Below are 15,187 nucleotides of genomic sequence, written 5' to 3'. Positions count from 1 at the left end.
TATAACCGTAAAATCTGCGCTTATTTCACCCCAATATAGTTCAATTCTATAAATAAGGGAAAAATCTCCGCTTATTTCACCACTTCCTTCAAATGAAGAGCAAGAAAAAATCAGATAAGAACGATACTCACTCAAAATAGAACCTTGTTAATTGAGTGAGTTAGAGTTGTCGAATTTTTGTTCTAACTTATTATTGCATTCTAAAAAATTAGAACATATAATAATTTTGAAATAAACAATCAAATCCGATTGTAAAGTTTTTATAGAAAGTTCATTGGCAAAGCTTTAATAAGCAACATAAAAGAAAAAAGCGGATGTGAAAAAATGAAATTTGAAAAAAAATCTATGGAAATCAATCTAGAACAGCAGAAGCTTATTTCCAGCACTTTGCGTGTGAAAATCATTTACCTGCTCGCTGAAAATCAGATGACAGCAAAGCAAGTGGCAGATGAAATGGGGAAAACGCCAGGCAGTATTCATTACCATATACAGCAGCTATACAATGGCGGCATTCTAGAAATGACAGAAACAAAAGAAAACCGGGGAATTGTGGAAAAGTATTATCGTTCTAAAGCCACTCACTTTATGTTAAAAGGGGTGGAGATTTCAGATGTAAAAAAAGGAACGAGCAGAACGAATTTGTCCTTAACAGAGGAGGAGAAACAAGCATTTGATGATGATATTGATGCATTAATTATGAAGTACATTAAAATGACGGTTAAAGAGCGTGAAGGCAGAAAACCGTATGTTTTTGATTTTAGGGTCGAGGAAATGACTGAGGAGGAAAAAGAATGAATGGGGCAGTCAAAAAGAATCTAATCCTTTTTGTCTCTGGAAAGATGATTGCAGTTTTAGGATCTTCTCTTTATGGGTTTGCGATTGGTTTATACATCCTTGCTGAAACAGGATCAAGCTTAAATTTTGCGATTACATTAATGCTGAGTGTTCTCCCGCGTATTCTTCTGGCTCCGGTGGCTGGAGCGCTCAGTGACAGACTGGACCGCAAGAAGATCATTGTTATTTCAGACTTTGCTTGTGCCATTTGGCTAACGATCATTTTACTTCTATTTCATTTTGTATTTCCTGAAATTTGGCTTCTTTATACGGCAACAGCTGTGTTAAGTACCCTCAACACATTTTACTCTACTGCAGTGACCTCATCCATCTACAATATGATTGGTTCAGATCATTTACAAAAGGCCATGTCTCTCAACCAAGCAGCAGCATCAATGGCGACTATTTTAGGTCCCGTATTAGGAGGAGTTTTATTCAGTTTTATGAAGCTTCCCTTTTTTATGATGATTAACATTGTTGCTTTCACGATATCTGGAATTGCCAGTATTCTGATTAACTATCATCTGTTCTCTGAGAAAAAAGAAGGAAATGAACCTAGCAATTTCTTTAAAGATATAAAAACAGGCTTTGTTTATGTGAAAAATCAGCCATTTATCTTTAATCTAATCCTAGTTTGTATATGGATTAACTTCTGGTTTGCTATTTTCCCAGTTGCGATGCCATATTTAGTGCTGACAGTTAAGGGGATGGAGCCTTTTCAGCTAGGCATCATTGAAGGGTCCCTTTCTGTTGGAATGCTAATTATGGCCATATACTTATCCTCAAGACCAGAGATCAAAAAGAAAGAGAATGCCATTTTTGGCGGAATGATTTCATTATCACTGGTATTAATATTGCTGGGTCTTCCTAGTATGCCAGGGTTAACTGAGATCTCCAATAACGTCGTGTTTATTTACTTAATCTTGATGGTGCTTCTGCTGTCGAGCTTTGTTATGCTCATTAATATGCCTGTAATGGTCTTATTGCAAAAGAGTACACCAGACGCGTTTAGAGGAAGAGTAATGTCCATTATGGAGATGGGTGCCAGTGCCATGACACCGTTAGGCTATATCATATTTGGAGCATTGCTCGAGAGTGTGCCTGTTTGGATATTATTGGCTATATGTGGTTTGAGTATTTTTCTGATGCTTTGTTATCATCTTTGGAAACGTACTCTGATCAACCACTTAAGGGATTTAGATGAAAAGACTAACCCCGTTCTAAGTGCAGAAGCTTAAGGAATAGTGTGCAAAAAAGAGCCGGTCGAATAAACGGTACCGGCTCTTTTCTTTAATTTCTTCCTATTATATAAACAATATAAACAACATAGGCTGCAGCCAATACAATTCCTTCAAATTTTCCAACCTTATAGTGGGAGCGGGAGAAAATAAGCAGGACGATTGTCAGCAAAATCATAATCGTAATATCAATGAAAATCTTTGGATCTGCCGGTAAAGGAGCTATTGCAGCAGAAGTACCAAGCACAAATAAAATATTAAAAATATTACTGCCCACAATATTTCCTAATGCAATTTCACTTTCTTTCTTAATTGCAGCGGTAATAGAAGTAACTAGCTCAGGAAGGGAAGTACCAATAGCAACAATGGTTAACCCGACTAAGGTTTCACTCATGCCTAAGGAATAAGCAATTTCAGTGCTGCTGCTGACCACCAGATCTCCGCCAAAGATAATCGCAGCAAGACCCAGCAAAGTGAATACAATTTGCTTTACCCATACAGCAGTAGTTGGTTTAACGTGATCCGCAGGTGCTTCTGTTCTATTTTTTCTGGCCACTTCAAATAAATAGTAGAGAAAAACGGCAAAGAAGAGCAAAAGAATGAAACCGTCACTTCTTGTTATGACATTAGCCGAACCTCCGTCAAGGAGTATATCGCTTATAAAAATGAATAAGGCAGTACTTGCCAGCAGGGTGAATGGGATTTCTTTTCTTATTGTTGTACTTTCAACTTGTAAAGGAAAGATTACTGCTGTTAATCCAACAACAAGAGTGATATTAAAGATATTGCTTCCAACCACGTTTCCAATCGCGACATCAGCGCTATTATCTAAAGCTGCCAGTATACTAACGGTTGCCTCAGGGGAACTCGTGCCAAAAGCAACGATGGTTAAACCGATTAAAAGAGGAGATATTCTCAGGAAACCTGCAATTTTTGAAGCCCCATCAACAAAGAAGTTAGCTCCAAAAATTAAAAGAGCAAAGCCTGCGATTAACAGTATGTAAGACATGTATTATGATCCTCCCAATATTCTTGTTCTATTGATAACTATATCATTCCCAAAAAAATATCCGTGAAAACACTGCATCTTTATTGTATGAGCAGGCGGAGCTCTTCAAACCATTTTTGTGTAATTGCGGGTGCCTTATTATTCAAAAATATAGGTTTATCATTTGTTTCAATCAAAATAACAGGCACGCGATCATTATGAATAAATAGCAAACTATTTCCGTATTCTTTTACATTGAAATTCCCTTTTGCTAATGTTCCAACGCCAACACCGTTTGTTTTTAATGTAATTTCAGGCATTTCATCCAGCAGCTCCACTGATTCCAGCTCATCAATTGGCCATTGCTGTCCATACATCCCGGTAATTTCGAGCTGATCATTCTCCACGGTTACTTCATAATCCTGGTAAGTGAAAATCATTAATGCGCTAACTCCACCAACAACTATAACAAATAAGGAGATACTAATAATATAGCTTTTTTTCCGTTTATGCTTAAGTTCATATTTTGACAGATAAATAAATCCTCCAAACAAAAAGAGCAAAATGCAGCCAAAAAGAGTTTCACCTGCATACGTGAATGAAGTAAAGAGCAAAGGTAATAGCAGCAGTGTTCCAATTGCTGTAATGATCAGCATGCCTCCTGCTTTTTGCGGGTATCCATTTTGCAAATATTCTTTTTGCTCGTCCTCGGTCATAGTGGCAAATCCCGATAATAGAAAGTATGCTTGTTTATACCGAATTGCCCACCCAAGAAGACTAAAGATCATGATCATAATGATTAAAGTTACGACTAAACCAATCAATCTTAAATCCCCTCCCATTCTACCGGTCAACCGTTGTTATTTAGTATAAGCAAGGGGAGAATGATGGTCACTTCTGTCCCTTTTTGCAGCTCACTTCTGTATTCAATTCTTCCATTCATTTCACGGATGATTTTATTGGTGACCATGCTGCCAAGACCAGTTCCCTTTGTTTTTGTTGTGTAGAATGGAAGTCCAATCAGTTTCAGCTGCTCTGCTGACATTCCTTTACCATTATCATTTATAACGATTTTTAGCTGACGATTTGTATAATCACCGATAAGCTTTACATGGATCATGCCAGAGTGCTCAATAGATTCAATAGAATTTTTAATAATATTCATAAATGCTTGCTTAAAATAATGTGCATCCCCCCGTACATAAAAGCTGCCTGGATACTGATAATCAATCACTACATTTTCAAACGCTGCAAGCGGTTTAAACAGTTCTACACTTTCTTCAATAACCGTATGGATGGGAATATCGGTTTGCTGAAATTTTTCTGGTTTTGCTGCCTGCAAATAGTTTGTTATGATTGCGTTCGTCCTGTCAAGTTCATCCAAAATCAGGGGAGAGTATTTTTTTAGATTCTCATCTTGAGTATCCTTGCTCATAAATTGGATAAAGCCTCTGACAGTTGATAGAGGGTTGCGAATTTCATGAGCGATGGAGGCCGCAAGCTGTCCTACCATATTTAATTTATCAACATAAACCATTTCATCTATTTGTTTATTCGCAGCAAAGAGGCGTTCAATAATATAAAACAGCGCCATAATGGTGCAAAATAAGGCGAAGAAATAAACAGCATAAAATGAGAATTGGAGATTTTCAATATAGAAAGAAATAATTAGAATATAAATCACCATGTAAGTACACACCATTAAAGTGCCGATTAGTCTGCGATGCTGTGCCTTTCTTAAAATAATTGCTCTAAACACAGCTGCAATGAGAAAAGGAAGAAACGAAACAAGTAAACCAATGAAAAGAAAATCGCCTCCGACAATAGTACGGAACACAAGAACACTGACTAAAACGATTGAGCCTGATAAAATCCCAGCATATAAGACAGTAATCATGATTGCGATCATTCTAAAGTCAAAATGTGTTTCTCCTAATGTTTCTATAGGATACATCATACAAACGAGTGCTCCAAAAGAGCCGATTAGACCGTAGATGACTTTCTGTTTTATGGTCATAATTGTTTTGGATTGGAAAGGAAAAAACAGATTTGCATTAAAGGTAAAGGATAATAGGATGGTTATATTCACGAGAAGCGGTTTAATTAGTGTAAGCAATAGAATCCTCCAAAAAAACAAACTGCAAAATGAATCAATAATAGGCTATCAAAATTATAAAGGGAGTTCCATCGTGAAGTAAAGAAAACTTACAAAAATTTTCATTTATTCATTGAACTAACACTATTTTTCAAAGGGAGGACGGTTAAGGATGAATGGTCACATCCTTTTCTTTATTTCGAATGGATCCAAAGTGGAAAATTAAAATCCGAACGATTAGAAAGAAGATGTATGGAAAATCCTCTAATCGTCCGGACTGATTATTGGCTGAAACAGTGAAGTCTCAGCGTTATATTAAGAAAGAGTTCTTTCATATATTGTAATATTAGCAAGTATCGTTGAAAGAAGAGGTGTTGGCATTTGTGTATGCTCTGTATGAGAGAGCAAATACTCAAAGAAATGGTCTCCTTCAGTTGGAAGGTTCTTTTCCATATCACGCTGCAGTGATGACTTCATTGAATGTCCAAGTATATGAAGTTTGTTTAAAACGATCTCTTTGATATTGTCTGCTACTGGAGCATTGAGCCTTTCAGCAATCGATACGACTTCATCTACAACAGACTGAATGGCGGCTTGGCCGTTCAGATCATCTCGAATCGGCCCAATTGGTGATCGAAAGAGAGAAGTGACTCCAGAGAGGGCAGAGATAAATACATATTTGTGCCACATCTCCTGTTCAATAGAATCTGAGAATCGTATATCTGCCTTTGTACCCGACAAAGCTTCTTTCAATTGGGGCAAGTTCTCCTGATCCGTTGAAGGCAGTGCTCCAAATACGAGCTCGTGAAGAGGACTCATTTGAACAATATTTCCGGATTCGCCGATGGTGGTTTCAATAAAGCATAACCCGCCTAGGACCTTTTCTTTGCCAAAAACATCCTGCAATACATCTAGATGAGCAATCCCATTTAGGAGAGGAAGAATATATGTATGATCTCCAACATAAGGTTTCATACTTGTGACTGCCTGATCGAGGTGATAGGATTTTACAGAAAGCAAAATGACATCAAATGGATCCGCCTTCTCTCCGCTTAAAATCATTTTAGGAGCAAGTTCAATACTGCCATTCACACTTTCAATTGAAAGCCCATGCTGCTCAAGAAATTTCTTTCTTTTATCTCTTACTAAAAATGTTACATCCTCGCCTTTTTCAGCAAGTCTGCCGCCGAAATATCCGCCGATCGCCCCTGCGCCAACAACTAAAATTCTCAATTTGAATTCCTCCTTAAAAGGTAAAGAGCACATGCTTTCTGCACGTGCCCTTCTTCCAAAGCAATTTTTATGATGCGATATTTTTATTGTAATCCGAGATGTCAATCTCAAGTGGAAGATTATTGGCTCGCGCTTTTTTCGCTGCTCTAAAGAATAACACAACCAATAGGGCAGACGCTATGCCAGAAACAATCCAAGAAATATTCATTGGAAGATTAAATCCGATTTGAGCATTTAAAATATAGGTCCAAACCATCACAAGCATAAATGTTCCTGGTATTAATGATATCCAGTAATTTTTCTTAGCGATATATAAATACATAGCTCCTACAAATAATGCAATAACCGCTGTCGCTTGGTTAGCCCAGCTGAAGTATCTCCATAAGATGTTAAAATCAATTTGAGTCAGAACAACTGAGATTGCAAAAAGCGGAAGAGCAATCCACAGGCGAGAAGAAATCTTCTTTTGAGCCATGTTGATATATTCAGCAATAATCATACGTGCACTTCTAAAAGCTGTGTCTCCAGAAGTAATTGGTAAAACAACAACTCCTAAAATGGCAAGTGTACCGCCGATTGCGCCTAGAAGTGTAGTAGAAACTTCTGAAACAACAGCACCAGGACCACCGTTTGCAAGCATGTCACTTAAACCGTTATAACCATCAAACATACTCATCGCAGCTGCTGCCCAGATCATCGCAATAATACCTTCAGCAATCATCATACCGTAGAAAATTTTACGACCCTGGTGTTCTTTTTGAGTTGTTCTAGAGATGATTGGTGTTTGTGTTGCATGGAATCCAGATAAAGCACCGCAAGTAATCGTAAAGAAAATAAGCGGGAAGATTGGTAAATTGTCAGGGTGGAAATTTGACAATGAAATCTCAGGAATTTTTGCACCTGTTACAATTAGACCAATTCCTACTCCTAGTGCACTAATAATGAGAAGTGCTCCGAAATAAGGGTATAAGCGGCCGATAATTTTATCCACTGGCAGTAAAGTAGCCAAAATATAGTATAAGAAAATAGCTGCAATAATAATCCATAAAGCAACACTTCCGTCTGAAAGCACATATAACAGGTCTGCTGGTGTAGAAACGAAAACAGTTCCGACAAGTAAAAGAAGAAGGACTGCAAATGCGTTAACAACGTGCTTCATCACTTTGCCAAGAAACTTGCTCGCAAGCTCTGGTAAATGGGCTCCGCGGTTGCGGATAGAGATCATTCCTGTTAAATAATCATGAACAGCACCGGCAAAAATACAGCCAATAACTATCCAAATGAAAGCAACGGGACCGTAAAGCGCTCCCATGATTGGCCCGAAAATTGGCCCCGTACCAGCAATATTTAATAGCTGGATTAATGAGTTTTTCGGAGTGCTCATTGGCAGATAATCAACTCCGTCAGAATGGGTGTATGCTGGAGTTGCTCTCGCCGTTTTAACGCCGAATACTTTTTCTACATACTTACCGTAAGTAAAATATCCGATAATTAAAAGTGCGATAGAGGCAAGAAAAGTAATCATATATAAATCCCCCTTGTATGCGTTTACAATAAGTATAGAAGATTAAGAGGGAATTATGAACATTTTGTGACTAAGATGTAAGTTTAAGAGGTTAATATGTTGAAAAGGCTTTCTAAGATGCAATTATTTATTGATAAGTGGGTAGGTGCTCTGTTAAGAGCTTAGTAGGCCTTATAAGAAAAGGAGAGAAAAGGTGAGTTGAGCAAGGATGTACTCACCTTTTCTCTCTATATTTAAATTTCTAATTTTGCGCGAAGTGCTTTTACATAATTTCTGCTGACCGATAATTTATCACTGCTTCCTTCCATTTCCATCTGATAGGCTCCGTTAAACCATGGACTAAGCTTGGTAACATAATCGAGATTAACGATATAGCTCTTATGAATGCGGAAGAAATTATAGGATGAAAGGCGATACTCTAAATCTTTTAAAGGCAATTTCGAATCATAGGATCCTTGCTTGGAAATGATTTTTGTCACTTTATCATCACGGTATACATATAAGATATCGACTGGATCGACATATAAGATTTCTCCATCCTCTTCGACGGCGAGCTTTCCTGCTGGGCGCAGCTGAGTGCTCTCATTCACACTTAACAGCTTAGAAATCCTCCCGATGGTTTCGGCAAGCTGCTCCTCATCGTAGGGTTTGAGTAAATAGTCGGTTGCTTCGTAGCGAAATGCTTCAGCCGCGAATTGAGGATAAGCGGTTGCAAAAATAATCAAAGGCTTTTTTTTCAGTTCCATTAAGATTTTGGCTGCTTCCATTCCATTCATCTTAGGCATTTCCACATCTAGGAAAACAACATCAGGCTGGAGCTGAACGGTCTTCATCACAGCAGCTTCTCCGGACTCTGCTTCTCCAATCACATTTAAGGACGGAAAGGAGGAGAGGAGATGCTTTAGCTCTTCACGGCTATAATGCTCATCATCAGTAATCAACACGGAAATTTGCTTTTCCAATTAAGATTCCTCCAACTTATTTAATAAAAAATGAATCTTCGTTCCTTCATTCACTTTGGAATGTATTTGTAAAGCTGATTGTTTACCGAACATCATGGTGAGGCGGCGATTCACATTATACAATGCAAGTCCCGACCCTGCCTGCGACTGCACTGTTTTAAGACCAAGTTCTTTGATTCTTTCTTCAGGCATACCATTTCCATTGTCTGTAACCGTCACGACCACAGCATCACGATCACGCTTGATGGAGACAGAAATAACACAATTTTCTTCTTTATCCTTAATTCCGTGCTTAATGGCATTCTCTACAATAGGCTGCAGAGTTAACGGAGGGATTTTTTCCATAAGCACTTCCTCATCAATATCATACTCTACCGAAAGTTTATGGAAAAATCGGGTTTCTTCAATGGCCAAATAAGCCTTTGTATGCTTTAGTTCCTGCTCTAAGGTGGTCATTGTTACGGTCGTGGCCGTTAAGTTTTTTCTGAGAAAATGAGAAAGTGATACGAGCAGGCTGCGTGCTTTATCTGGATCAATCCTGGTTAAAGAAATAATGGTATTCAATGTATTAAATAAGAAGTGCGGACTAATTTGTGCTTGCAATGCCTTTATTTCTGCCTCCTGTGCCAGCTGATAAGCTTTTTCTGCTTGAGCAATTTCAAGCTGGTTGCTTAAAAGCAGGCTCAACCCTGTAATCAGTTCAATGGATAGATTGGTAATTTCTTTTTCTGAGCTGAAGTAAAACTTTAGTGTGCCAATTGTTTCTCCCCGCTGTTTTAAAGGGGCAATTACTGCTGCTCCAAGCGGGCAGTCCTGATTGCGGCAATGAATTGTATCATCCTTAGCAATAACGAGTTCTCCATTATGAATAACATCCCGAGTGATCTGGGTCTGGATCGTGCTGTTCGCTTTATGATGATCGTCTCCAAGTCCCAAATGAGCGAGAATTTCTGTCGTATTTGTGATAGCGACAGCACTCGATTGTATTTCTGTATGTAAGATTTGACAAACTGCTGTTGCGGATTCTGTATTCATCCCTTTTCGCAAATATGCGAGTGTCTGGTCTGCAATACGAAGAGCTCTTTGGGCTTGTGAGGCACCTGCCTTTTCTTCTTCATTTATAACATTTTTAATGATTAATAAGAAGAGAGCAGAGCCGAGGCCATTGGCTAAAATCATCGGAAGGCCAATGATTTCTACAAGCGTTAAAGCCTTATCGAATGGTTTGGCCACTAAGAGGATAATCAGCATTTGTGCAGTCTCAGCCAATGCACCAATCAAAAATGATGCAGGAAGCTTTACATGCCGGTCCTTCTTGTGGAAGAAACCCGCAATGATCCCGGCTAACATGGCAGCCAGACCACAGGCAATTGCCGTAAATCCGCCTAGTGTAAAACGATGGAGACCTGCTATGATTCCCGCACCAATTCCAACCTTATATCCACCGAGCAAACCTGCTAAAACAACCCCAACCACACGTGAATTGGCAATTGCTTCATCAGATGTAAGCTCTGCCGCCCAGCGGTCAAATTGCTGTGTGCCTGTATCTAACGTCATTCCAGAATATGTGCCGATAATCCCAAAGAATCCGAAAAAAATAATTGCTTTATATTGCTGCTGTTTATTTAGCTGTTCCTGATGAATCATGTCTCGAAAAAATCTAAACCTTGTTAAAATAAAAGCAATCGTAACAATGATCCCAAGGCGCTCAACCATCGTAATCAGGAGCTCAAACATGAAAAGCCTCCTCTTGAAAAGTAATGTGCATCTTCTTATACTGGTTGAATATCATACATTATATTACATATTAACATGATTCAAGAATAGGATTCTCCACAGAACAAAACCGATGGTAAAATAATTTTCAGGAACGGAAATAGCTTATGTCTGCCTAATCTGTGGACTGACACTAACCATCTCTTTGATTGTATAAGTTCATTCATTACTACTCACTGGCAAAATAGACTATAATAATGATACAAATTCTAAAAAGGTAGGATGCAAAATGATTATTAAAACGGAAGAAGATTTAACAGCACTTAAGGAGATTGGCCGCATTGTTGCGGACATTCGAGATAAAATGATTGATATGACTAAGCCGGGTGTAACAACAAAAGAACTTGATGATTACGCAGGAGAATTATTTGAACAAAGCGGTGCGATCTCAGGGCCAAAAGGGGAATACGACTTTCCCGGCTTTACATGCATTAGTGTGAATGAAGAAGTGGCTCATGGAATTCCTGGCAGCCGGGTCATCCAAGATGGAGATTTAGTCAACATCGATGTTTCAGGTTCAAAAAATGGCTATTTTGCAGATACGGGGCGTTCATTTGTTGTTGGCGGGCAAAACGAAAAATTAACGCATTTATGTGAAACAGCTCAAAAGGCTTTCGATGAGGGTCTAAAAAAATTAAAAGCAGGCTCAAAGCTTAGCCAAGTTGGAAAAACTGTTCACAATACAGCAAAAAACAATGGCTATACGGTTATAATGAACCTCACAGGTCATGGAGTTGGCCGTTCGCTCCATGAAGCTCCTGATCATATCCTTAACTACTTTGAACCTTGGGATAACCAGCTTTTAAAAGAAGGCATGGTTGTTGCTTTCGAACCTTTCGTATCTTCGGGAGATGAACAGGTGATCGAACTTAGCGACGGCTGGACATTTGTGACTCCAAATAAAAGTTTTGTTGCACAATGTGAGCACACGGTTGTCATTACTAAAGATCAGCCTATTATTTTAACGTTATAATTAGCAATAGAGGCTGGGACATAAGTATTTAATACACTCATAGAACCGAATGGTTAGGAAGTTATCTTTCTAATCATTCGGTTTTTTATTTATGATTATAAAATATATTTTATTAACATGAGTGAAATGGAGCGGAGGACCCTCGACTCCTGTGGGCAATAGAGGAAAAGGTGAGATCCCACAGAAGCTTTGCTTCGAGGAGGCTCAGCTTCCTCCCCACGGAAAGCGAGGGTCTGGAGCGCAGGTGGAACGGACTTGTTTAAACACCCAAACCAAGATAGTGAACATTCGTGTTTTAGAAAGATTAATTTCGTTTTGTCCCAGCCTCTATTTTATTTGCCTGAAAGGTTTTGTGAATTTCCACTAATCGAAAAATAAAAAGTCAGATTGTTGATCATTAAGTACTTTTCCTTGTAGTATGGAACTAGGAATTTGAATAAGGAGTGGTAGAAATGAGAGCGTTAGCACATGAAGGCACAAATGGAATGGAAGGCCTTTCGTATAGGGAATTAGATAAACCGGAACCTGCTCAAGGAGAAGTAAGAGTAAAGCTTATGGCAGCTGGACTAAATCATCGTGATTTATTTGTTCTTCACCGCCATAATTCTGCTGATCCAGCCCTTGTGATCGGATCTGATGGTGCTGGAATCATTGATGCTGTAGGAGAAGGGGTCGAATCATCCCTGATTGGCAAAGAAGTCATGATTAATCCAGGCCTTGGCTGGAGAGAGAACAGTGATGCACCGCCAGCTGGTTTCGAGATCGTGGGATTGCCTTATCACGGCACTTTTGCCGAGTATATTACCATTCCGGCAGAAAATACAGTTGCTAAGCCAGGCTTCTTAACATGGGAGGATGCAGGCGTCACATCACTTGCCGGCATAACAGCGTACCGTGCCTTGTTTACTAGAGGAAAGCTAAAAGAGGGAATGAAGGTATTTATCCCAGGGATTGGCGGCGGAGTGGCTACCTTTTTGCTGCAGTTTGCTGTTGCAGCGGGGGCTGAAGTGTATGTGAGCTCTCGTTCATCTGAAAAGCGCGATGCTGCGTTGAAATTAGGAGCAAAACAAGCCGTGGACAGCAATGAAGACTGGCAACAGGCACTTGGTGACATTGGGATGGATTTAATTATTGAATCTGTAGGTGCTGCTACCTTTAATCAGTCTATGGCATTACTGCGCAAAGGGGGAACGATTGTAACATTTGGTTCTTCAACAGGCGATACATTCCAATTTAATTTGCGGGAGTTTTTCTATGGGCAGTTTAATTTGCTTGGGTCCACGATGGGAAGTGCTGAGGAGTATGCAGATATGCTTTCATTCATTGATAAACATAATATTAAACCCGTTCTTGATGAAGTTTACTCATTAGATCAATATGAGACAGCCTTTACAAGACTTGAAGAGGCAAAACAACTCGGTAAAATTGCTTTTCGGATTAGTGAATAACGAGTAGTTGTAAAATTAGAAAGGTAGAATAGCTGAGTGCTATTCTATCTTTTTTTTGTTAAAACACTGTTTTTCGATCTATTTCCCAGTGTATTCGATCAATTTGTAGAGTGTTTCGTTCAATTCAAGAACCTATTCGGTCTATTTCCCCGATTTATCGTTCAATCCCCCAACTGGCGTGCGCCAGAATACAAGGAAATTAATTAACAAGCAGCAGGAAGTACACCTGGTTAAAAAGGGATGTAAACAATAACCCTGAAAAAAGTATGTGCAAATATAGGTGTCTGAAAAAAGTTACACTTTCCCTTTTGGTATATATTGGACATGATTGGTTCCTGTGTAATTACACACTATTCATCCAACCAAATGCCCTCTTTTTTGGTTATATTCTTTGCAGCTTTACAGCATATGCGTTAGCGTTTTTCCTCCAATAACCCACTAAATCAATATGAATTAATCCCTTTTTCCTGTTACTTTTTTATATCTATGAAACTTCACGTGATTTTCACAGTGTAAATGTTAAATAGATTGACATATGTTTTATTTTGGTAAATTTCACTATACTGAGGTCACATCCATGAAACACAAATAAAAAAATGGAGAGGAGAAAAAGGATGAAAAAAAGAAAGCTTGGTGCCGTGTTACTTAGTTTGACAATGGGGGTATCTATTTTCGCAGGAAATGCATTTGCAAAGGAGGATTCTGCAGCAGAAGCGAAAGAAACCTATCGTGTGTTAATTCAAGGATCTTCTTCAGCAAAAGCAAGTCTGCAGTCGCAGCATGAACCCCGTTGGAATTTTGGCAATGATGGATTCACTACAACAGTAAATGCAAAACAATTTCAAGCCCTGCAGAACAATAAAAATATTAAAGTAGAACTTGTTCAAGAGGTAAAGGTAGAAACTGCAGCGACAAAGAGGGAACAGAATAGTCTTTCCAATAATGTAAATGCAGTGCCTAGTGATCAAACTCCTTGGGGAATTCAGGCCATTTACAATAATAGCAGTATTCAAACTACATCAGGAGGAAGCGGCATTAAAGTAGCTGTTCTGGATACAGGCGTTTACACATCGCATATTGACCTTGCAGGTTCAGCTGAGCAGTGTAAAGACTTTACACAATCGAATCCTCTTGTAAACGGATCATGTACAGACAGACAAGGACATGGAACACATGTGGCAGGAAGCGTATTGGCACACGGAGGCCATGATGGACTAGGCATTTATGGTGTTGCTCCTCAATCAAAGCTGTGGGCCTATAAAGTGCTTGGTGATAACGGCCGCGGTTACTCGGATGATATTGCTGGCGCCATCCGCCATGTTGCAGATGAAGCTTCAAGAACAGGCTCCAAAGTAGTAATTAACATGTCTTTAGGTTCAGCCGGAAAGGACACATTGATCACAAACGCGGTTAACTACGCATACAGCAAAGGGGTATTAGTTGTTGCTGCATCAGGTAATAGCGGTCCTTCAAGCAATACAATCGGATATCCAGGAGCCTTGCCAAACGCGGTTGCTGTTGCTGCTCTTGAAAACGTGCAGCAAAACGGTACCTACCGTGTTGCAAACTTCTCTTCAAGAGGAAATCCGAATACAGATGGTGATTTTTTGATTCAAGAGAGAGATGTTGAGGTTTCTGCACCTGGTGCGAACATTGAATCAACTTGGATTAACGGCGGTTACAATACGATCAGCGGCACATCAATGGCAACTCCGCATGTTGCAGGGTTAGCTGCTAAAATCTGGTCTTCTAATCCTTCTTGGTCACATACACAGCTTCGCACAGAATTAAGAAATCGTGCAAAGCAATACGATATTAAAGGCGGTACAGGTGCAGCAACTGGAGATGATTACGCATCAGGTTTTGGTTTCCCGCGCGTAAGATAATTCCTATAAACTGAGAGTATTATTTTGGAAGTGTAATTAAAAGAAGCAGTCCAATTCAGCTGAATTGGGCTGCTCTTCTCTTTTCACATTCATAAAATGGCATAGGATTCATTATAGAGGGAGGAATTCCGGCTATTTGGTACAAAAGGGCTAAAGAAGCAAAAATAAAGGGATAAATTCCGGTTAACTCTGTTATTTTGAGCAAAATTCATAGATTTTGTGTAAATAG

At 39.1% G+C, this 15,187-nt stretch carries 12 protein-coding genes; 5 read left to right on the top strand and 7 right to left on the bottom strand.

Going from position 1 to position 15,187, the window contains the following annotated elements; translation table 11 throughout:
- Positions 1 to 324 precede the first annotated feature (324 nt).
- On the top strand, positions 325 to 795 hold the full coding sequence (locus tag B7E07_RS19515) for an ArsR/SmtB family transcription factor (protein WP_257391503.1): 471 nt from the start codon (positions 325 to 327) through the stop codon (positions 793 to 795).
- Positions 792 to 2,072: an MFS transporter gene (locus tag B7E07_RS19510; RefSeq protein WP_080848485.1), complete on the top strand. Its 1,281-nt coding sequence runs from the start codon at positions 792 to 794 to the stop codon at positions 2,070 to 2,072. The genes B7E07_RS19515 and B7E07_RS19510 overlap by 4 nt, the downstream gene beginning before the upstream one ends.
- Positions 2,073 to 2,124: 52 nt before the next feature.
- Here B7E07_RS19510 and B7E07_RS19505 read toward each other — a convergent pair whose 3' ends face one another.
- The 7 genes from B7E07_RS19505 to B7E07_RS19475 all read right to left on the bottom strand — a co-directional run bounded on the left by B7E07_RS19505 (position 2,125) and on the right by B7E07_RS19475 (position 10,612).
- Positions 2,125 to 3,081 (bottom strand): calcium/sodium antiporter, encoded by a 957-nt coding sequence (locus B7E07_RS19505; protein ID WP_080848484.1) that lies wholly within the window; start codon positions 3,079 to 3,081, stop codon positions 2,125 to 2,127.
- A gap of 80 nt (positions 3,082 to 3,161) precedes the next feature.
- Positions 3,162 to 3,914, bottom strand: a complete 753-nt coding sequence (locus tag B7E07_RS19500; protein WP_257391502.1) for a DUF3784 domain-containing protein — start codon at positions 3,912 to 3,914, stop codon at positions 3,162 to 3,164.
- Positions 3,911 to 5,176 (bottom strand): ATP-binding protein, encoded by a 1,266-nt coding sequence (locus tag B7E07_RS19495; RefSeq protein ID WP_080848482.1) that lies wholly within the window; start codon positions 5,174 to 5,176, stop codon positions 3,911 to 3,913. Before B7E07_RS19495 ends, B7E07_RS19500 begins: the two co-directional genes overlap by 4 nt.
- 294 nt (positions 5,177 to 5,470) lie before the next feature.
- Positions 5,471 to 6,388 carry a ketopantoate reductase family protein gene (locus B7E07_RS19490; RefSeq protein WP_080848481.1) on the bottom strand — a complete coding sequence of 306 codons (918 nt, stop codon included), beginning with the start codon at positions 6,386 to 6,388 and terminating at the stop codon, positions 5,471 to 5,473.
- A gap of 67 nt (positions 6,389 to 6,455) precedes the next feature.
- The gene (locus B7E07_RS19485) at positions 6,456 to 7,913 is read right to left on the bottom strand and encodes a carbon starvation CstA family protein (RefSeq protein ID WP_080848480.1); all 1,458 of its coding nucleotides are present in this window, start codon (positions 7,911 to 7,913) and stop codon (positions 6,456 to 6,458) included.
- Between the two features lie 233 nt (positions 7,914 to 8,146).
- Positions 8,147 to 8,875 (bottom strand): LytR/AlgR family response regulator transcription factor, encoded by a 729-nt coding sequence (locus tag B7E07_RS19480; protein WP_080848479.1) that lies wholly within the window; start codon positions 8,873 to 8,875, stop codon positions 8,147 to 8,149.
- Positions 8,876 to 10,612 carry a sensor histidine kinase gene (locus B7E07_RS19475; RefSeq protein ID WP_080848478.1) on the bottom strand — a complete coding sequence of 579 codons (1,737 nt, stop codon included), beginning with the start codon at positions 10,610 to 10,612 and terminating at the stop codon, positions 8,876 to 8,878. It abuts the gene before it with no gap.
- A gap of 268 nt (positions 10,613 to 10,880) precedes the next feature.
- Between B7E07_RS19475 and map the strand changes: the two genes are divergently transcribed.
- The 3 genes from map (at position 10,881) to B7E07_RS19460 (ending at position 14,958) form a co-directional block, all read left to right on the top strand.
- Complete coding sequence (gene map / locus B7E07_RS19470) at positions 10,881 to 11,624, top strand: type I methionyl aminopeptidase (RefSeq protein WP_080848477.1); 744 nt, start codon at positions 10,881 to 10,883, stop codon at positions 11,622 to 11,624.
- Positions 11,625 to 12,076: 452 nt separating this feature from the next.
- On the top strand, positions 12,077 to 13,072 hold the full coding sequence (locus B7E07_RS19465) for a zinc-binding dehydrogenase (RefSeq protein ID WP_080848476.1): 996 nt from the start codon (positions 12,077 to 12,079) through the stop codon (positions 13,070 to 13,072).
- Positions 13,073 to 13,686: 614 nt separating this feature from the next.
- Positions 13,687 to 14,958, top strand: coding sequence for a S8 family peptidase (locus tag B7E07_RS19460; RefSeq protein ID WP_080848475.1), 1,272 nt, complete (start codon positions 13,687 to 13,689; stop codon positions 14,956 to 14,958).
- Positions 14,959 to 15,187 lie beyond the last annotated feature (229 nt).

The organism is Cytobacillus gottheilii (genome assembly GCF_900166665.1).
Taxonomy (GTDB): domain Bacteria; phylum Bacillota; class Bacilli; order Bacillales; family Cytobacillaceae; genus Cytobacillus; species Cytobacillus gottheilii_A.
The sequence above is the reverse complement of the archived record's forward strand: the minus strand, read 5'-3'. Positions and strand labels throughout refer to the sequence as shown.

Excerpts from the sequence above, each read along its gene's own strand:
- B7E07_RS19515 (WP_257391503.1), top strand. The coding sequence starts at position 325 with ATGAAATTTGAAAAAAAATCTATGGAAATCAATCTAGAACAGCAGAAG.
- B7E07_RS19510 (WP_080848485.1), top strand. The coding sequence starts at position 792 with ATGAATGGGGCAGTCAAAAAGAATCTAATCCTTTTTGTCTCTGGAAAG.
- B7E07_RS19505 (WP_080848484.1), bottom strand. The coding sequence starts at position 3,081 with ATGTCTTACATACTGTTAATCGCAGGCTTTGCTCTTTTAATTTTTGGA.
- B7E07_RS19485 (WP_080848480.1), bottom strand. The coding sequence starts at position 7,913 with ATGATTACTTTTCTTGCCTCTATCGCACTTTTAATTATCGGATATTTT.
- B7E07_RS19475 (WP_080848478.1), bottom strand. The coding sequence starts at position 10,612 with ATGTTTGAGCTCCTGATTACGATGGTTGAGCGCCTTGGGATCATTGTT.
- map (WP_080848477.1), top strand. The coding sequence starts at position 10,881 with ATGATTATTAAAACGGAAGAAGATTTAACAGCACTTAAGGAGATTGGC.
- B7E07_RS19465 (WP_080848476.1), top strand. The coding sequence starts at position 12,077 with ATGAGAGCGTTAGCACATGAAGGCACAAATGGAATGGAAGGCCTTTCG.
- B7E07_RS19460 (WP_080848475.1), top strand. The coding sequence starts at position 13,687 with ATGAAAAAAAGAAAGCTTGGTGCCGTGTTACTTAGTTTGACAATGGGG.